The 18,888-nt window shown below is 46.1% G+C and carries 17 protein-coding genes; 16 read left to right on the forward strand and 1 reads right to left on the reverse strand.

Annotation, left to right across the window (positions count from 1 at the left end):
- Positions 1–106: 106 nt before the first annotated feature.
- The 9 genes from AB4Z17_RS11050 (at position 107) to AB4Z17_RS11090 (ending at position 11,123) form a co-directional block, all read left to right on the forward strand.
- Entirely contained in the window at positions 107–568 is a 462-nt protein-coding gene (locus AB4Z17_RS11050; RefSeq protein ID WP_339205306.1) for a CtsR family transcriptional regulator, read from the forward strand.
- Between the two features lie 35 nt (positions 569–603).
- Positions 604–1,125 (forward strand): UvrB/UvrC motif-containing protein, encoded by a 522-nt coding sequence (locus tag AB4Z17_RS11055; protein ID WP_076271458.1) that lies wholly within the window; start codon positions 604–606, stop codon positions 1,123–1,125.
- A 28-nt stretch (positions 1,126–1,153) separates the two neighbouring features.
- Complete coding sequence (locus AB4Z17_RS11060; RefSeq protein WP_441912726.1) at positions 1,154–2,233, forward strand: protein arginine kinase; 1,080 nt, start codon at positions 1,154–1,156, stop codon at positions 2,231–2,233.
- A 2-nt stretch (positions 2,234–2,235) separates the two neighbouring features.
- A complete protein-coding gene (gene clpC / locus AB4Z17_RS11065) occupies positions 2,236–4,695 on the forward strand; it encodes an ATP-dependent protease ATP-binding subunit ClpC (protein ID WP_339205304.1) in 2,460 nt (819 codons plus the stop codon).
- A gap of 130 nt (positions 4,696–4,825) precedes the next feature.
- The gene (locus AB4Z17_RS11070; protein WP_076271455.1) at positions 4,826–5,182 is read left to right on the forward strand and encodes an antibiotic biosynthesis monooxygenase; all 357 of its coding nucleotides are present in this window, start codon (positions 4,826–4,828) and stop codon (positions 5,180–5,182) included.
- 376 nt (positions 5,183–5,558) lie between these two features.
- Positions 5,559–6,926: a DNA repair protein RadA gene (radA, locus tag AB4Z17_RS11075; RefSeq protein ID WP_076271454.1), complete on the forward strand. Its 1,368-nt coding sequence runs from the start codon at positions 5,559–5,561 to the stop codon at positions 6,924–6,926.
- Between the two features lie 11 nt (positions 6,927–6,937).
- Positions 6,938–8,014 carry a DNA integrity scanning diadenylate cyclase DisA gene (gene disA / locus AB4Z17_RS11080; RefSeq protein ID WP_076271453.1) on the forward strand — a complete coding sequence of 359 codons (1,077 nt, stop codon included), beginning with the start codon at positions 6,938–6,940 and terminating at the stop codon, positions 8,012–8,014.
- 88 nt (positions 8,015–8,102) lie between these two features.
- Positions 8,103–8,849 carry a CDP-diacylglycerol--serine O-phosphatidyltransferase gene (gene pssA / locus AB4Z17_RS11085; RefSeq protein ID WP_076271452.1) on the forward strand — a complete coding sequence of 249 codons (747 nt, stop codon included), beginning with the start codon at positions 8,103–8,105 and terminating at the stop codon, positions 8,847–8,849.
- Positions 8,850–9,035: 186 nt separating this feature from the next.
- Positions 9,036–11,123: a serine hydrolase gene (locus tag AB4Z17_RS11090; protein ID WP_441959783.1), complete on the forward strand. Its 2,088-nt coding sequence runs from the start codon at positions 9,036–9,038 to the stop codon at positions 11,121–11,123.
- Between the two features lie 115 nt (positions 11,124–11,238).
- On the opposite strand, the gene AB4Z17_RS11095 is transcribed toward AB4Z17_RS11090, so the two are convergent.
- On the reverse strand, positions 11,239–11,634 hold the full coding sequence (locus tag AB4Z17_RS11095) for a hypothetical protein (RefSeq protein ID WP_054025352.1): 396 nt from the start codon (positions 11,632–11,634) through the stop codon (positions 11,239–11,241).
- Positions 11,635–11,810: 176 nt separating this feature from the next.
- Here AB4Z17_RS11095 and AB4Z17_RS11100 point away from each other — a divergent pair, with 176 nt between their 5' ends.
- The 7 genes from AB4Z17_RS11100 to AB4Z17_RS11130 all read left to right on the forward strand — a co-directional run bounded on the left by AB4Z17_RS11100 (position 11,811) and on the right by AB4Z17_RS11130 (position 18,870).
- Entirely contained in the window at positions 11,811–12,905 is a 1,095-nt protein-coding gene (locus tag AB4Z17_RS11100) for a PIN/TRAM domain-containing protein (RefSeq protein ID WP_441912728.1), read from the forward strand.
- Positions 12,906–13,055: 150 nt separating this feature from the next.
- On the forward strand, positions 13,056–13,775 hold the full coding sequence (gene ispD, locus AB4Z17_RS11105; RefSeq protein WP_441959785.1) for a 2-C-methyl-D-erythritol 4-phosphate cytidylyltransferase: 720 nt from the start codon (positions 13,056–13,058) through the stop codon (positions 13,773–13,775).
- Positions 13,772–14,254, forward strand: coding sequence for a 2-C-methyl-D-erythritol 2,4-cyclodiphosphate synthase (ispF, locus tag AB4Z17_RS11110; RefSeq protein ID WP_441912730.1), 483 nt, complete (start codon positions 13,772–13,774; stop codon positions 14,252–14,254). The genes ispD and ispF overlap by 4 nt, the downstream gene beginning before the upstream one ends.
- A 100-nt stretch (positions 14,255–14,354) precedes the next feature.
- A complete protein-coding gene (gene gltX, locus AB4Z17_RS11115) occupies positions 14,355–15,827 on the forward strand; it encodes a glutamate--tRNA ligase (protein WP_076271447.1) in 1,473 nt (490 codons plus the stop codon).
- A 507-nt stretch (positions 15,828–16,334) separates the two neighbouring features.
- Positions 16,335–16,997, forward strand: a complete 663-nt coding sequence (cysE, locus tag AB4Z17_RS11120) for a serine O-acetyltransferase (protein WP_076271445.1) — start codon at positions 16,335–16,337, stop codon at positions 16,995–16,997.
- Entirely contained in the window at positions 16,994–18,436 is a 1,443-nt protein-coding gene (gene cysS / locus AB4Z17_RS11125; protein WP_441885595.1) for a cysteine--tRNA ligase, read from the forward strand. The genes cysE and cysS overlap by 4 nt, the downstream gene beginning before the upstream one ends.
- Complete coding sequence (locus AB4Z17_RS11130; protein WP_441912731.1) at positions 18,433–18,870, forward strand: Mini-ribonuclease 3; 438 nt, start codon at positions 18,433–18,435, stop codon at positions 18,868–18,870. The genes cysS and AB4Z17_RS11130 overlap by 4 nt, the downstream gene beginning before the upstream one ends.
- Positions 18,871–18,888 lie beyond the last annotated feature (18 nt).

Consider the following 18,888-nt stretch of genomic DNA (forward strand, 5'->3'; position numbering starts at 1 on the left):
CAGTTGTCCGAATATTCGGTGTATATTCTGATTTGATTGCAAGACCTCATTAATACCTATGTTTCAACTTTAGTTTTATTGGTTATTTCTCAGGGAGGTTGGTGGTTTGCGTAACATTTCCGATCTCATCGAACAGTACTTGAAGCTTATGCTTCAAGAAAGTCCAGAGGGCGCAGTAGAAATTCAACGCAATGACCTGGCTGACAAATTTTCTTGTGTACCGTCGCAAATCAACTATGTAATTAGTACTCGATTTACCATGGAGAAAGGATACATGGTTGAAAGTAAGCGCGGCGGCGGAGGCTATATCCGAATACAACGGATTGAGCTTCCTGCATTAAAGGCGATTCAATTCCATATCGAAGAAACGGTTGGAGAATGTGTCGATCAAGGTGCAGCGGAAGGGCTTATTTATCAGCTTGAGGAAGCAAGACTTATCACTAAGCGCGAGGGAAATCTGCTCCGTGCGGCTGTGCATCGCGATACCATTGCATTGAAGCTGCCGCTAAGGGATGAAATTCGGGCAAGGTTGTTAAGGTCCATGCTTATCTCATTGTTGGTCAAATAATGACAAACCGTTTATACCGGGAGGAGGGATCAGGCTTGTTTTGCCAAGATTGCGGTAAAAAACCGGCTACGCTTCATTTCACAAAAATCATTAATGGCGAGAAGACCGAATTTCATATTTGTGAAAGCTGTGCTCGTGAGAAGGGCGAAGGCATTCCAGGCGCGCCGAATAGCTTTTCTATTCATAGCTTACTATCGGGGCTTCTTGATTTCGAACAGCTTGGCGGGTCGACGATTACCGGCATCAAGCAACCAGCGCTGCGCTGCGAGGAATGTGGACTGACCTATACACAGTTTAGCAAAATCGGTCGATTCGGCTGCAGCTCTTGTTATCAGTCGTTCGAAGGTAAGCTTGATCCACTTCTCAAACGTATTCACAGCAGCACCGTACACAGCGGTAAAATACCTAAGCGCTCAGGCGGGCAAATCCAATGCAAGCGCGAGATTGAACAGCTGAGGCGGGATCTGCAGGAGAAGATTGATCAAGAGGAATTTGAAAGCGCGGCTGAGCTGCGTGATCGAATACGTGAATTAGAGCGCAAAATGGCAGACCTGTAGGCTGGCATAGAAGGAGTGAAGGAACCTCTTGACTAAGCATCGATTCTCACAGCATGCACTCAGCGAATGGATGAAGGACGCAGGTCCTGAATCTGAAATTGTCATTAGCAGCAGAGTGCGAGTAGCCCGAAATTTACGTCATCAGCCTTTTCCATTACTTGCAACAAATCAGCAATCTAAGGATGTCATGGATCAGCTGACTGAAGTTAGCCAGAGCGGCAAGCTGCAGTCAATTGGATCATTTGAGACCATTATTTTGTCAGATTTAAGCGAGCTTGATAAAAGGGTGCTTGTTGAAAAGCATTTAATCAGTCCCAATTTAGCGAACGAATCGCGATGCGGGGCCGTTATTTTAAGCGATAATGAATCAGTTAGCATAATGATTAACGAAGAAGATCATTTGCGCATTCAATGTCTGTATCCAGGTTTCCAAATCCAGGAGGCATGGGCATTGGCCAGCGGAATTGACGATATTTTTGAAGAGTCGGCTGATTATGCATTTGATGAGAAACGCGGTTATTTGACGACATGTCCAACGAATGTGGGCACAGGCATAAGGGCATCCGTCATGATGCATTTGCCGGCACTCGTTTTAACGTCTCAAATCAATCGGATATTGTCAGCTGTTACACAGGTAGGCTTGGCGGTAAGAGGCTTGTACGGCGAAGGCAGTGAAGCGCTTGGGAATTTATTTCAGGTGTCTAACCAAATTACGCTGGGGCAATCCGAGAATGAAATTATTGAAAATCTTTATGGTGTTGCAAGGCAAATCATCGAGCATGAGAAAGCGGCACGGGGACGTCTTATGCATGAGTCGCGGCTGAGGACAGAGGATCGCGTGAAGCGCTCATACGGTATTTTAGCATATGCTTCAATTATGGATTCCAAGGAAGCTGCGCAGCGGTTGTCAGATGTGCGGCTTGGTGCAGACCTTGGCATTTTATCAGATGTAACGCCACAAGTGTTGAATGAACTTTTGGTCATGACTCAGCCTGGATTTTTACAACAAACCTTCGACGAGAAGATGAGTCCAGAGCAGAGAGATTTCAGGAGAGCAGAACTCATACGCAAGCAATTGCGTGGTGAAAAAGGCCATGGGGGTGCGTAAATATGATGTTTGGAAGATTCACGGAGCGAGCACAGAAGGTGCTTGCATTGGCGCAAGAAGAAGCGGTTCGTCTCGGACATAACAATATTGGTACGGAGCATATTTTGCTAGGCCTTATACGCGAAGGGGAAGGAATAGCGGCTAAAGCATTGATTGGACTAGGACTTGGGCTTGAGAAGATCCAAGATGAAGTTGAGGCGTTGATCGGTCGCGGTCAAGAGCAGCCCAACAACATTGCCTATACGCCACGCGCGAAAAAAGTAATTGAGCTTTCGATGGATGAAGCAAGAAAGCTTGGACATACGTACGTTGGCACAGAGCATATTTTGCTTGGTCTCATCCGTGAAGGAGAAGGCGTTGCGGCACGTGTGCTCAACAATCTTGGCATTAGCCTAAATAAGGCTCGTCAACAAGTCCTTCAGCTTCTTGGCAGCAGTGAAGCAGTCTCAAGCAATCACGGTTCGCCAGCGAATGTTAGCACGCCTACGCTCGATGGACTTGCAAGAGATTTAACTGCTTATGCGAAGGAAGGAAATCTGGATCCTGTGATCGGCCGGAGCAAAGAAATTGAGCGTGTAATTCAAGTGCTTAGCCGCCGTACGAAGAACAATCCAGTACTAATCGGGGAACCAGGCGTCGGTAAAACAGCAATTGCCGAAGGACTCGCGCAGAAGATTATCGAGAATGAAATTCCCGAAACTTTGCGTGATAAGCGTGTCATGACGCTGGATATGGGCTCCGTAGTAGCAGGTACAAAGTATCGTGGTGAGTTTGAAGATAGACTGAAGAAAATCATGGATGAGATCCGCCAAGCGGGCAATATTATTCTATTCATCGATGAGCTTCATACGTTGATTGGCGCAGGCGGAGCAGAGGGTGCAATCGATGCATCTAATATTTTGAAACCTGCATTAGCACGCGGTGAACTGCAATGTATCGGTGCAACTACCCTAGATGAATACCGTAAATATATTGAAAAAGATGCAGCGCTTGAGCGTCGTTTCCAACCTATAACGGTTGATCAGCCATCTCCAGAAGAAGCGATTCAAATTTTGTACGGCTTACGCGATCGTTATGAAGCTCATCACCGTGTGAAAATTACGGATGAAGCTATCGTGCAAGCAGTTAAATTATCGGATCGTTACATTCCGGATCGGTTCTTGCCAGATAAAGCGATTGACCTTATTGATGAAGCCGGTTCAAAGGTACGCTTGCATTCTTACACTGTACCGCCAAACTTGAAGCAGCTTGAAAACCGTTTGGAAGATATCCGCAAGGAGAAGGATGCAGCGGTTCAAAGCCAAGAATTCGAGAAAGCAGCAGCACTTCGCGATACGGAGCAAAAAATTCGCGAAGAGCTTGATATTACCAAAAACCAGTGGAAAGAAAAACAAGGCCGTACTGATTCTGAAGTGACACCAGAGGATATTGCTCAGGTTGTAGCTAGCTGGACAGGTATTCCTGTTAGCAAGCTGGCTGAAGAAGAGACGGAACGACTTCTGAAAATGGAAGATATTCTTCATGATCGCATCATTGGTCAAGATGATGCCGTGAAGTCGGTATCCAGAGCGATTCGTCGTGCGCGTGCCGGCTTGAAAGATCCGAAGCGTCCAATTGGCTCATTCATTTTCTTAGGTCCAACGGGCGTTGGTAAAACGGAGCTCGCCAGAGCACTTGCAGAAGCGATGTTCGGAGATGAAAATGCGGTTATCCGTATCGACATGTCGGAATATATGGAGAAACATTCGACATCCCGTCTAGTCGGAGCGCCTCCTGGTTATGTAGGTTATGAAGAAGGCGGACAGTTAACCGAGAAAGTTCGCCGCAAGCCATATTCCGTTGTGTTATTAGATGAAATTGAGAAAGCTCACCCTGAAGTATTTAACATATTGCTTCAGGTGCTGGAGGATGGTCGATTGACTGATTCCAAAGGCCGCGTTGTCGATTTCCGCAACACACTGATTATTATGACTTCTAACGTTGGAGCGGATCAAATCAAGCGTAATTCCTCGCTCGGCTTCACAGCCGTACAGGATGCGGGACGCGACTTCCAGCAAATGAAGGATAAAGTGCTTGGCGAGCTTAAGAAAAGCTTCCGTCCGGAGTTCTTGAACCGTATCGATGAAAGCATCGTGTTCCATTCGCTTGGCGAGGAGCATATTGCTCAAATCGTAACACTCATGTCGGATGAGCTTCGCAAGCGTCTGCGTGAGCAGGAGGTTGACTTCATCTTGACGGATGCAGCAAAAAGCTTCCTTGCGAAGGAAGGCTACGATCCGCAATATGGAGCTCGTCCGCTTCGCCGGGCAATCCAAAAACATATCGAAGACCGTTTGTCCGAAGATTTGTTGATGGGTAAAATCCAAAAAGGCGATACGTTCACAATCGATGAGAAGGATGGCGGTCTAACCGTTACCAAATCGATTTCCGAACAAGAGCCAGAAGAATCCACTACAAAATAAGCATGATAGTAAACTGTCCCGCAATCAGAATAGCTGCTTGCGGGACAGTTTTTATTAATGCAATAAATTGACAATGATAATCATTATCGTATAATAAGACTATAGCGTTACATAGAATGGAGGAACAACGATGATAGTTGTCACCAATACGATAAAAGTAAAAAAAGGCCACGGGGAGACGGTGGCGAGTAGATTTCAAAACTCCAAAGGCATAGATTTATCGCCTGGTTTTGTGCGCATGGAAGTGTTGTTAACGGAAGGCTTAGAAGAATATGATGAGCTTAAAGTAAGCACGACTTGGGAAACCAAAGCTTCCTTTGAGGGCTGGGTGAACAGTGATTCTTTTCGGCAAGCGCACGCTCATAGAGGCGGGGGACAACAGGGCGAGGCAGGTCAGCAAACGGAAAGTGTGATGCTCGGCTCACAATTGACAACGCATCGCGTTTTGGTTGCTCGGCAAGCTGGAATTGAGCTTAAGCAGCATTAATTCTATTTATTTATCATTTGGAGCTCTAATAAATATGCTGCGTTGTGACTAATCTTTCGCTCTCTTATCCACTGTGGATAACGAGGGCGTTTTTTATGTTGTATTTATAGAAAAAGGCTTTGGGGATATGTTGATGAGTTGTGGATAATGTTGATAACTTGTTCATAATTCTGTGGATAACAATGAAAAGACGTGAAATGGATAAGCTTAGCTGTGGGAAACGAATAATAAGCAGGTTATCTCCTTTTTTTCATTAACAATGTGGGTTTATACATGGAGGATAAAATGGTAAACTTTATGTAGTGTGATTTTAAGCACAATCGCTAGGGCTGGCATCATTCATTTACGCTGGTTCATAACGTTTAAGGAGTACAGAATGGCCAAAATTAAATCAAAATTTGTTTGTACGGAATGTGGAACAGAATCGCCAAAATGGCTGGGGAAATGTCCCGGCTGCCACGCTTGGAATTCGATGGTGGAAGAGAAAGAAACCGTTGTGAAAACGAAGGGCGTCGGATTGTCGTCGTTTCATGCGAAAGAAAAGCCGCAGTCCATCATACATATAGAAAGTGGGCAAGAGCCTCGTATAGAAACAAGGATGCTTGAGCTTAATCGAGTGCTCGGCGGAGGTGTTGTTCCAGGCTCGCTAATTCTTGTTGGCGGAGATCCCGGAATCGGAAAATCAACGCTGTTGCTGCAAACGTCTCATGCGCTTGCGGTGAAGGGATTGAAGGTGCTCTATATTTCTGGGGAGGAGTCCGTGCGGCAAACAAGGCTAAGGGCAGATCGACTTGGTGCGCTGACGGAATCGCTTTATGTATTATGCGAAACCAATATGGAGCAAATTAACGATGCCATAGAATCAGTCCAGCCGGATTTTCTCGTTATTGACTCCATTCAAACCGTCTACGATCCAAATGTTCAATCGGCTCCCGGGAGTGTATCGCAGGTAAGAGAATGCACGGCGCACTTTATGCGAGTGGCCAAAATTAAAGGAATTGCGACGGTGCTCGTCGGCCATGTTACGAAGGAAGGCGCGATTGCGGGGCCAAGGCTTCTAGAGCATATGGTGGATTGTGTTCTTTATTTTGAAGGGGAGCGCCATCATACGTACAGAATTTTAAGGGCAGTCAAAAACCGCTTTGGCTCGACGAACGAGATTGGCATTTTCGAGATGGGCGAAGATGGACTGCGAGAGGTTTCGAATCCTTCTGAGCTGTTTTTATCGGAGCGTCCGCTTGGTGTATCAGGGTCAACCGTAGTTGCAAGCATGGAAGGCACAAGGCCTGTGCTTGTTGAGCTTCAGGCACTTGTGGCCACAACTAATTTTCCATCCCCGCGCAGAATGTCAACGGGTATCGACCATAACCGTATGGCACTCATTATTGCGGTGTTGGAGAAGCGGAACGGCATGTTTCTACAAACACAGGATGCTTACTTGAACGTAGCTGGCGGAGTTAAGCTTGACGAGCCGGCAGTCGATCTAGCAGCGGCGGTCAGCATAGCCTCCAGTTTTCGCGATGCGCCAACGAAGCCGTATGACGTTATTTTTGGCGAGGTAGGATTGACGGGAGAAGTGCGTGCGGTATCGCGTGCTGAGCAAAGGGTGAAGGAAGCAGAGAAACTAGGTTTTAAACGTGTCATAATGCCAGAGAAAAGTTTAAAAGGGTGGAAACCGCCCGCAGGCATAGAAATTATTGGCGTATCTACAGTGTCGGAAGCACTTAAGGCAGCGCTTGGATAGGGGGGCAGATGATGAAGGAACCTACACAGCTTGAAATTATGAATCAATTATTGCAATTAGTCGCACCAGGCACCCCTTTTCGGGATGGGCTTGAAAATGTGCTTCGGGCGAAAACGGGGGCGTTGCTGGTTGTTGGCTACAGCCCGGAAGTAATGGAAGTCGTAGACGGAGGTTTCTCCATTAATTGCGACTTCTCGCCTAACTATTTGTATGAGCTTGCAAAAATGGACGGAGCTATTATTTTGAGCGAGGATATGCGCCGAATTTTGTATGCGAATACGCAGCTTATCCCAAATAGCTCCATTCCGTCGATCGAAACGGGAATTCGGCATCGTACAGCTGAGCGGGTTGCAAAGCAGACAGGCAAGCTTGTTGTATCCATCTCGCAGCGTCGTAATATTATTACTTTGTATCAAGGCAATCTGCGTTATTCGCTGAAGGACATGGGCGTTATTTTGACGAAGGCCAACCAAGCGATTCAAACGCTCGAGAAATATAAAGCGGTGCTTAGCCAATCCTTTACGAATCTTTCAGCGCTTGAATTCGAAGAGCTCGTTACTCTGCAGGAAGTAGCGCATGTTATTCAACGTGTTGAAATGGTGCTGCGCATCAAGATGGAGATCAAGCGTTATGTAAATGAGCTTGGAACGGAAGGGCGGCTCATCAGCATGCAAATGGATGAGCTCGTTGGCGGAGTAGAAGAGGATGCTTGGTACTTACTTAAGGATTATGCCAAAGAAAATTCGGATGAGAAAATACGGGAAATTCGGGCAGGTCTGAAGAAGCTGAGCTCGGATGAGCTGCTTGATGCGCCTCCAATCATCCGTTTGATCGGTTATCCACATACGAGCAACATGAATGATGAATCTGTGTCACCGCGCGGTTACCGCCTGCTGAATAAAATTCCAAGATTGCCGCTCATTATTATGAACAATCTGATTGAAAACTTCGGTCGATTGCCTCATATTCTGATGGCGACAATTGAAGAATTGGATGAGGTTGAAGGCATTGGCGAGGTGCGGGCACGTGCGATTAAGGAAGGTCTAAAGCGGATACAAGAGCAGATGTTCATTGACAGGCAAATTTAAATCCCATACAATGGATTGAATGTGGTCCTGTAACGTGGAGATACATTCGTTAAGGGTTTTGGGGCATAGTAGAGAAGAGGTGGAAAAGATGATCACAAAATCGATACCGAGCCTTCTCACGGTGGGGAACTTATTCCTAGGAGTAATCGCCATCATTCTTGTATTCAATGAAAAACCAGATACTGCGGCTATGATGGTGTTAATCGCCATGCTGCTTGATGGTGTTGACGGACGCGTTGCTCGGGCGCTGAACGTTCAAAGTGAATTCGGTAAGGAGCTGGACTCATTATCCGATGTGATTTCGTTTGGCGTAGCTCCAGCATTTATTATGTATGTAGTTGCTTTTCAAGATCTAAATCCAGCCTTGGCTTGGATCGTAACGGCATTGTTCCCGATTTGCGGGGCACTGCGGCTTGCTCGTTTCAATGTAATATCAAGTGCGCCAGGTTATTTTATCGGACTTCCGATACCGGCGGCTGGCGGAGTGTTAGCGACATTAGCTTTATTTCAAAATGACATTTATGTATCCGTGTTGCTTGCAAGCACAGTGGTGCTTTCCATTCTTATGGTTAGTACGATTAAATATCCGAATTTCAAAAAGGTCGGTATTCCTAAGAGCGCAGTATGGGTTGTCCCTATTGTTATTGTTGTATCTGTCGTATTAGGTCTATTGTTCAAAAATGACTTATCCAAAATTTTGTTTGTACCGCTGCTTCTATATGCGCTGTACGGCCTAAAAAAAAACGTTGATCGCCGTTTGCCCAAGCGAAACCGCAAGCGGAAGAAACGTGATGAAAACGCAGAAGACCCTGTTCAAACGGAAAAACCGGCTTGATCAAAGCAGAAATATTGAATGTAAAATAGCGTTTCAAGCACAGATCTTTGTGCTTGGGCGCTATTTTTTTTCTTGCTGACAGCCCCCTTTTAGCAATCTATTATGGGATAATTTTGAAACTAATCATCTTCCAAATTCGTATTTAATAGGCGGTCAAAAACGAATTCGAATGGAGAAGATGCTGGTTTGAAACGACTATTTAGTATTAAAAAGCCTTCTTTATGGACCAAAACGATTGTTACTGCTGCTTTATCAGTCAGCCTGCTGGCTCCAGCCGTCTATGCGGCTCCCGTGGAACCGAGTGCTGCGCCTGCTCCAAAAGCGTTAAATGCTGAGAATGCGACAACATTTTTAAACGATTTTTTTGCAACGGAACAAATCAAATCGCAATATGTAGGAGCTTCTGTGGTTATTGTGAAGGATGGGAAAACGGTAGCGCAGCGAGGATATGGCTTTGCAGACCTGGAAACAAAAAAGCCGATTGACCCTGCTTCGAGTGTGTTTCGCATCGCGTCAGTGTCCAAGACCTTTACGGCAGCCGCGGTTATGCAGCTTGTAGAACAGGGGAAGATCTCTCTTCAAGACGATTTCACCAAGTATGTGAAGGATTTGAAGTTCGACAACCCGTTCGGCAAGCCGGTTACGATTGAGCATTTACTTACGCATACGACGGGTTTTGAAATACGTGATCCGCAGCCAGAGGATATACATAGCGACTTCGAGAAATTAGTTGAAATTGAAGACTATGTTCGGGGGCATATGCCCTCTGTTGTTCGGGAGCCAGGCAGCGCCTACATGTACGATAACTTTGCGTCGATGCTGCTTGGATTGATCGTACAAAAAGTCAGCGGTTTACCTTTTAACGATTACATGGAACAGAATATATTCAAGCCGCTGAAAATGGATTCAAGCCGTTTTTTACTTGATAAAAAACTTAAAGAAAATCTAGTTTCGGAATACGACGCTGCGAACGGCAAACATGAATTATACGCAGTTACTCCTACTGTAATGCCGCAAGGGGGAATGTTCTCTACTGCTGAGGACATAAGCAAGTTTATGATTGCTTTCCTGAATGGCGGTTCATCAGAATCCGTCAGCATTCTTAAGCAAGCAACCGTTGATCAGATGGAAACGTATCGCTCTTCGATTCATTCATTGCTGCCGAACACTACTTATGGATTTGAGGCACCTATTCAGCTTCCTGGTGCGGGAAGCAGTTCTTCCGTGATTGCCAAGTTTGGAGACATTGTGGGCACAAGCTCGCTTATGTTCCTTATTCCGGAACAAAAGACGGGAGTATTCATTACTTACAACAAAATAGGCCCTCTCCGTGATTTCTTCTATCAGTCGTTTATTAAATCGTTTTTCCCGGCGTATGCTGAACCTGCCAAGTTCGACGCATTCACGCCGAGTACGAGTGATTCATTAAATAAATTCACGGGCATTTATACTGACCTACGTCTTGGACAACTAAATACATCAATAGAAGCAGACGGCAAAGGGAGCTTGATGATTTCAGATGCTTTCCTTGGACCGCGTGCACTTAAGCAAGTAGATAAAAATCTGTTTGTAGATAGCCTTACGGGTAAATTCACTGCATTTGCGTTAGGGTCAGGCGATGAAGTGCTTTACTTTAAGGAGCCGTATCTGAATCCGCTCGGCTATGGGATGAAACATAAAGTGCCAACCTTGTTTGCTGATATTGCGAAAGACCACCCTTATGAGAAGGCAATCTATACGCTGAAAACATTAGGGCACTACTCCGATATTGAGGATGAGAAATTTAATGCTGAGCAATCAGTCACTCGGGGACAATTTGTTAAGCATCTGATGGAGATTAGCGGATTAAAAGGAAGCAGTACGGAAGAACTCGTATTTACGGATTTGGAAGGCCATTCGGCCGCTGCTTTTGTTCAGCAAGCGTATGAGCTGGGGCTGGTCAAAGGTACAACAACGAATCTGTTTGAGCCGGATCGCAACATTACTCGACAAGAAGCGGCTGTTATGATGTGGCGCGTCTTCTCTCAGCAGTATCCAGCAGAGTTGTTTGAGTCGGTTAAGCTCTCCGGTGAGACTGATAAATGGGCGCTGCCAGCTGTAAAGATGATCGTTAAGMTCGGCATCTATGGACCAGAGGTTCAAGAGCCAGAGAAAGGTGTTTTCAATTACGCTTCTAAGAAAGTTCTGAACCGCCAAGAGGAAGCTGCTATTTTATATTCTCTACTTACACGTCCGTTAGATGTTATTGTTTCTGGATTCATGCAACAGAAGTAGCACTATTAGCGCTAAAAAAGAGGCCTCCCAAAGTGGGAGGCCTCTTGTGTTACTCGGCGCTCGGGAGGAAGAGTCTGCTATAGTCTCTTTCCTGCGCGATTCATATGTTGCATATCTACGTTAAGTTAAACAGGCCTAAAGTTGAGCATTTGTCGTATTCATCCGCAATAACTTCATCCAGTTGAATGTCCAGCAAATTACATAAAGCAGTCATATAAAACAAGTTGCGGCCAAGATCGGCCTTGAGCGCATCGCGGCAATGCTCGCATACGGCTCCAGTGAGATGACTTTGCAGCGTCGTTTTCGCATTTTCAAGATTTAGTTCGTCCGAGTATTGTTGTTTGCGGGCATTTAGTTCAATACATCCACAGTCTGTGACTGCTTTCGTGACTGCGCGATTTACCGAAGCGCCTGACTGTCCAAATTTGGACATAACATCTAGCAAGCTGCGGTGCCGAAGCAACAATTCGGATACTTGCTGCTGAAATTGATCCAGTGTAGGAGCGCTCATCGGTTCCACCTCTTTCACCAACCTCTTATGTTTTCTTCCTAATATCCATTATAAGCCTCCTATCCCCCTTTTACAAAATGTGAATTATTAAAAATTATAAATGTTTTCAATTAATCAGTGCCCCCACGGTTAGCGATCCAATTATTGGAACATAATTATAGTGGAGGTGAACCATAATGGTTAGACGAATAATTCAAATATTGGGTATGTTGTTCGGTGGTATGGCAGGCGGTGAAGTATACGGATGGATAAATGGAGCGGCCGTATGGTCTGGCTCATCCTTCGGAATGCTACAGCGATCCGGCACTTATTACATGAATGTAGCAATTGGCGCGGTTTTTGGTGTAGTTGTAGCAACGATGGTTGCAGGGCAAGTCATTCGCTATATGCAGAAGGGTGCGGAGCAAACCGCAGCGCTTCCTATGCAGCAGCTGATTGCTGGAGCTGGCGGTCTTCTAGCAGGTTTATTGCTTACTGTTCTAATCTATCCCGCAGTATCGGGTCTAGATGGTATAGGAAGTCTCCTTCCTGCTGCTATGATGTTATGCTTCGGTTATTTGGGCATGCGAATTGGCCTGCATAAGCAGGAGGAGCTGGCAGAAGGTTTTGCAGCTCTGCTGGAGAAACGGAGAGTCGCGCCTGTAAATGAGGCGGGTGGTTACGAGGAGCATAAGATACTCGATACCAGCGTTATTATTGACGGCCGTATTGCAGACATCTGTAAAACTGGATTTATTGAAGGCACGTTAGTCATTCCTGAGTTTGTGCTTGAGGAGCTGCAGCATATTGCTGATTCATCTGATTTATTGAAGCGCAATAGGGGACGCCGTGGACTTGATATTTTGAACAAGATTCAGAAAGAGCTGGACGTAAAGGTTCTTATTTATGAAGGAGATTTTGAAGAAATCGGAGAAGTAGACAGCAAGCTGGTCAAGCTGGCTAAGGCGCTTCATGGTAAAGTTGTTACCAACGACTTCAACTTAAACAAAGTATGTGAGCTTCAAGGCGTGTCGGTGCTCAATATTAATGATTTGGCTAATGCTGTGAAGCCGGTTGTTCTACCTGGAGAAGAAATCATCGTACAAGTGATAAAAGACGGCAAAGAGCATGGACAAGGTGTCGCATATTTGGATGATGGCACCATGATCGTCGTTGAGGGCGGACGTGAATATATCGGGACAACRATGGAAGTGCTTGTAACGAGCGTGCTTCAAACCTCTGCGGGCCGAATGATATTTGCAAAGCCGAAGCTGTTGGAAAAAGCGCAGTAACAAGGTATGATAGTACTATTGTTATAGCGCAAACGGCTAACGTCGACAAAAGACGGCACAAGCTCGTTTCGCAGAGAAACGTAAGTTTATTTATAAGAAGCTAGGTTTATAAATACTTATGTTTTAACTCAGTGTGAGGCGGGTCGAGGCATGGGAGCAGATTGGGGAGTTATCATCGTAGCAGCCGGACGAGGCACGCGGATGGGAACGAAAGAAAGCAAGCAGTATTTGAAGCTGGCGGACAAGCCTATTCTTGTGCATACGCTAGAGCTGTTTCAATCGATGGATTTGGTAAATGAAGTGGTTCTGGTCGTAGGCAGCGAGGACGTGGAGCGTTGCCGCAATTGGGCTTCCCTATATGGCATAACGAAGGTAACCGCTATTGTTGCCGGGGGGAAAGAACGACAGCACTCGGTATACTTAGGTCTGCAGGAGCTGAAGAGCAACTGGGTGATGGTGCATGACGGTGTACGTCCGCTGGTATCGGCGAATGCCGTCCGCGCTTGCTGTTCGCAGGCTGAGCAGAGCGGTGCATCTGTGCTGGCTGTTCCAGTAAAGGATACGATTAAACAAGTCAATGAAGCGGGAGTTATCGTTTCTACTCCGGACCGCCGAAGCTTGTGGGCGATACAAACGCCGCAAGCTTTTCGACGTGTTCTGCTGCAGGAGGCGCATGAGCGTGCACTTGCAGAAGAGTTCATTGGAACAGATGACGCAATGGTTGTAGAGCGCATGGGCGCAAGCGTTACTGTTGCAGAAGGCGAATATACGAATATTAAAATTACGACGCCTGAAGATTTGCCGTRGGCGGAATTTTTGCTTGCGAAGCGTCATGCCGATAGGGCAGAGGGGAAAGGTGAGCAAGGATGATTCGAGTTGGAAATGGATTTGATGTGCATCAATTGGTAGAAGGCCGTCCGTGCATTATTGGGGGAGTAACGATTCCTTATGAGAAGGGACTTCTAGGTCATTCTGATGCGGATGTTCTGTTGCATGCAATAACGGATGCAATACTGGGCGCGCTTGGACTTGGCGATATCGGCAAACATTTTCCGGATACAGATGCCGCGTTTAAAGATGCAGACAGCTTAAAGCTGCTGGAGGAAGTATGGAAGCTTGTGCGTGAGCGCGGATATAAGCTTGGGAACATTGATTCCACGATTATTGCTCAAAAGCCCAAAATGCTGCCATATATTCCGCAAATGGCTGAAATTATAGCGAAAGCGCTTGAGGCTGATGTAACACAGGTGAATGTGAAAGCAACGACAACCGAGCAGCTTGGATTCACAGGACGCGGTGAAGGAATTGCAGCGCAATCCGTTGTCTGTCTAATCAAGGATGTGCTATGATCGGGAGTATTCATTAATCAGCATATGCTTCGCAAAACTTTACCTGTATATGCTTACGAAGTTAGTTTATGCTTCGCAAAACTTTAAGGAGGTTATTTATATGACTGCAGAAGTTCGTGTACGTTATGCCCCATCTCCAACGGGTCATTTACATATTGGAAATGCAAGAACGGCCTTATTCAATTATTTGTTCGCGAGAAACCAGGGCGGTAAATTTATTATTCGGATCGAAGATACGGATGTAAAGCGCAATGTTGAGGGCGGAGAAGAGAGCCAGCTTAAGTACTTGAAATGGCTGGGCATGGATTGGGATGAGAGCATCGATATTGGCGGCGGGTACGGACCTTACCGTCAGACTGAGCGTCTTGATATATACAACAAGTACTGGCAGGAACTGCTTGATCGTGGTCTTGCTTATCGCTGCTACTGCTCGGAAGAAGAGCTTGAGAAGGAGCGGGAAGAGCAAACGGAGCGCGGTGAAACGCCTCGTTATTCCGGACGCCATCGCAATCTGACGGAAGAACAGCGCCAAGCATTCGAAGCGGAAGGACGTGTGCCGAGTATTCGTTTCCGTGTACCGGAAAATCGGACTTATGCTTTTGACGATATCGTAAAAGGCTCAATCAGCTTTGATACAACAGAGATGGGCGATTTCGTCATTGTGAAGAAGGACGGCATCCCGACTTATAACTTCGCTGTAGTACTGGACGACTATTTGATGAAAATCAGTCACGTATTGCGTGGAGAAGACCATATCTCGAATACGCCGCGCCAGTTGATGATTTATGAAGCTTTTGGCTGGGAAGCGCCAAAATTCGGCCATATGACGCTAATCGTGAATGAGCAGCGCAAAAAACTAAGTAAACGAGATGAATCCATCATTCAGTTTATTTCGCAGTATGACGATCTCGGTTATTTGCCGGAAGCGATGTTTAACTTTATTACATTGCTTGGATGGTCGCCTGAGGGTGAGCAGGAAATGTTTACTCGCGAAGAATTGGTTAATGTGTTTAATCCTGAACGTCTTAGCAAAAGCCCTGCCGTATTCGATACGCAGAAGCTTAGCTGGATGAACAATGAATATTTGAAAAAAGCGGACTTGAACCGTGTTGTTGATCTTTGCCTGCCACATTTGCAAAATGCGGGTCGAGTCGCTGCTGAACTTGATGCAGAAGGCAGAGCCTGGGTGACTGCACTAGTGGCGCTTCATCAGGACAAACTGCGTTCCGCCTCAGAAATCGTTCCAATGACAGAGCTGTTTTTCCGTGATACGGTAGAGGATGAAAGCGAAGCGGTAGAGGTTCTTGCCGAGGAGCAAGTGCCAACTGTTTTGCAGGCCTTCCTGTCAAAAATCGAAGCGGGAGAAACAGCCTTTGAAGTGGATGGCATCAAAGAGATGATCAAAGCTGTACAGAAGGAAACTGGATTTAAAGGCAAGCAGCTGTTCATGCCGATTCGTGCAGCCCTTACTGGACAAACGCATGGTCCTGATTTGAATCAATCGCTAGCTTTGCTAGGCAAAGATAAGGTTGCTGATCGTCTGCGTGCGCGTTTGGCAGGATCTTTAGCTTAATTCTTGTAAATGAGAGTATGCATAATGCCCTTGTCACATTTTTGGGTATTCGGTATACTATGACTAATAAATGAATGAATCAAACGGCCATGAACAGGAGAAGTACGTTTGCTTGTGGATTCGCAGAGAGGACAACCGTCATTCGAGTCGGAGTCGCATCACCATGTGACTATGAGGAAACGTAATGGGGCTGCAAGTTGTCTGGTCCGCCAAACGGAAATATGCACCTGGGAGCTTTGTTCCGAGCTGTGTCAGCAGGTAATGCGCAATGATGAGGATGGCGGCGACGCTTAATCGGCAATATTGGCATATATTTGTCTGGACAGGGTAGGCAGCAACGTATCGTCTGCGTTAAAGACCTTAAGGTGAATAAACTTCAGCGAGGATAGCTGTCGATTTATTCAAGCAGAGTGGAACCGCGAGATCACACGCCTCTGCAGCATATTATGCTGCAGAGGCTTTTCTTTTATTAGAAATTTATGAGCGTAGGAAAAAGGGGCATTGTTTATGTTTCGTCATTTTCGATCGGACATACTAGCTGTTTTTGAGAATGATCCGGCTGCTCGCAGTCGCTTCGAGGTTATTTTCACCTATTCAGGTGTGCACGCTATTTGGGCGCATCGCATTGCCCATCCCTTATACCGTAGAGGTTGGTATACTACAGCGCGCTTGATCTCCCAGGTTAGCCGCTTTATGACAGGCATCGAAATTCATCCAGGTGCTCGTATCGGCGAGCGATTGTTTATCGATCATGGCATGGGTGTCGTCATTGGTGAAACCTGTGAGATTGGTGATGATGTCGTTATTTATCAGGGAGTAACTCTTGGCGGAACGGGTAAAGAAAAAGGGAAGCGTCACCCGACAATTGGCAATAATGTAGTTATTGGCTCAGGAGCGAAGGTGCTCGGCTCATTTCAAGTGGGCGAATTTTCTAACATAGGATCAAACGCGGTTGTACTCAGAGAGGTTCCTGCCAATTGTACGGTAGTTGGAAACCCGGGACGCGTGGTCAAAAGAAACGGCGAGCGTGTAGGCGATCGACTTGATCATACGAAGCTGCCCGATCCGGTCATCGAAATGTTCCGTACAATGCAGAAGGAAATAGACGAATTAAAATCCGAGCTCGATAAGCTTCGGAATCCTGTAGCTGGAGGAGAAATACGAAAATGACAGTATCCATTTATAATACAGTATCGCGGCTAAAAGAGCCTTTTGTATCGCAAGAGCCAGGTAAGGTGAAAATGTACGTTTGCGGACCAACCGTTTATGACTACATTCATATTGGAAACGCTCGTCCGGTTATTTTCTTTGACGTTGTTCGCCGTTATTTGGAGGATGTAGGTAATGAAGTTCAATATGTGGTTAACTTTACAGATGTCGATGATAAGCTGATTCGAAAAGCAGAGCAGCTTGGTACGACAGTCCCTGAAGTAGCGGAGACGTTTATTGCAGCATTTTATGCAGATATCGAATCGCTGGGTGTTCATAAGGCGACACTTAATCCAAGGGTAACGGAGCATATTCCGCAAATCGTTGCGTTTATTCAAGGCTTGATAGATAAAGGCTATGCTTATATGAGTGATGGAGATGTTTATTATCGTACGTCTGCATTCGCGGATTACGGCAAGCTCTCCCATCAAAATATTGAAGAGCTTCAATTCGGTATTCGAGTAGAGATTGGCGACCGCAAAGAGAATCAACAGGATTTTGTATTATGGAAAGGCGCTAAGCCGGGCGAAATCAAATGGGAAAGTCCTTTCGGCGATGGACGCCCAGGCTGGCATATCGAATGCTCGGCTATGGCTCGCGCGTACCTTGGGGATACTCTTGATATCCATGGCGGCGGTCATGATTTGCAGTTTCCGCATCATGAATGCGAGGTTGCGCAATCGGAGGCGCTGACAGGCAAACCGCTGGCGAACTATTGGATGCATAACGGCTATATTCATATAAATAATGAGAAAATGTCCAAATCGCTAGGCAATGGAATTTCGGTGCATGAGCTGGTGAAGCGGGTTAAACCTCATGCGATTCGTTATTTTATGCTCTCTACACACTACCGCAGTCCACTCAATTTCAGTGATGACACGGTTGCGCAAGCTGAGAACAGCGTCGAGCGGATTGCAAACAGTGCAGCGAATTTAAAGCATAGGCTTTCATCGTTTGAAGGCAAGCTAAATGAGGCGGCAGGAAGTGGCAACGGACTTGTCCCTTCTGGCGACGAAGCGCTGGATGCAAGACTAAAAGTGATTCATGAACAATTCCATGCCAAAATGAGCGATGATTTCAACACCCCTGACGCGATTACAACGGTGTTTGATTTGGTAGCTGAGGCTAATCAATATTTGAATCGTGCAGACGCCTCTGCTGAAGCGATTTATGCTTTGCTTACATTGTTTGAGCGTATGGATGCTGTACTTGGCTTGCTGCCGCAGCAACAAGCGGACGCTGAACTGCTGGATGCGGATATCGAACAGCTTATAGTGGAGCGGACCGAAGCTCGCCAGTCCAAAAACTGGGCTAGAGCGGATGAAATTCGTGATTTGCTCATAGAGAAAAACATCGTCCTTGAGGATACACCGCAAGGTATCCGCTGGCGGCGTAAATGAGCGAGCATATCGATACGAACCGCTTGCTCTTTTACCCGCCGTCCAAATCGCCGCAGCTAATGAACCCGGTCGTTCTCGCTTATATGGGCGATGCTGTGTTTGAGCTTCTTGTAAGACAATATTTTATTTCACTGCCGAATCAGAAATCGCATCACCTTCACCGTGAGGCAACAAAATTTGTTTCTGCCAAAGGACAAAAGAAAACGTTGGATCTCTGGCAGCCGCATTTAACCGAGGAGGAGGCGGACATCGTCCGCCGAGGCCGCAATTCAAAATCGGGAGCGCCTCCCAAAAACGCTGATTTAGCTGATTATCGTCTAGCAACAGCGTTGGAGAGCTTGGTTGGCTATCTTTATTATGAAGGCCGAATCGAAAGAATACATGAACTATTTGCCATTGCAATTAAGAAGCATGAGAATCAACAAGGCTCATGAAGCTATTTTGTAAATGAA

Origin of the sequence: Paenibacillus sp. TAF43_2 (assembly GCF_052113545.1) — a bacterium.
Lineage (GTDB): Bacteria > Bacillota > Bacilli > Paenibacillales > Paenibacillaceae > Pristimantibacillus.

Coding starts and splice junctions, on each gene's coding strand:
- disA (WP_076271453.1), top strand. CDS start 6,938: ATGAAGGAACCTACACAGCTTGAAATTATGAATCAATTATTGCAATTA.
- AB4Z17_RS11095 (WP_054025352.1), bottom strand. CDS start 11,634: ATGAGCGCTCCTACACTGGATCAATTTCAGCAGCAAGTATCCGAATTG.
- AB4Z17_RS11130 (WP_441912731.1), top strand. CDS start 18,433: ATGAGCGAGCATATCGATACGAACCGCTTGCTCTTTTACCCGCCGTCC.
- gltX (WP_076271447.1), top strand. CDS start 14,355: ATGACTGCAGAAGTTCGTGTACGTTATGCCCCATCTCCAACGGGTCAT.
- radA (WP_076271454.1), top strand. CDS start 5,559: ATGGCCAAAATTAAATCAAAATTTGTTTGTACGGAATGTGGAACAGAA.
- pssA (WP_076271452.1), top strand. CDS start 8,103: ATGATCACAAAATCGATACCGAGCCTTCTCACGGTGGGGAACTTATTC.
- AB4Z17_RS11070 (WP_076271455.1), top strand. CDS start 4,826: ATGATAGTTGTCACCAATACGATAAAAGTAAAAAAAGGCCACGGGGAG.
- cysE (WP_076271445.1), top strand. CDS start 16,335: ATGTTTCGTCATTTTCGATCGGACATACTAGCTGTTTTTGAGAATGAT.
- clpC (WP_339205304.1), top strand. CDS start 2,236: ATGATGTTTGGAAGATTCACGGAGCGAGCACAGAAGGTGCTTGCATTG.
- cysS (WP_441885595.1), top strand. CDS start 16,994: ATGACAGTATCCATTTATAATACAGTATCGCGGCTAAAAGAGCCTTTT.
- ispF (WP_441912730.1), top strand. CDS start 13,772: ATGATTCGAGTTGGAAATGGATTTGATGTGCATCAATTGGTAGAAGGC.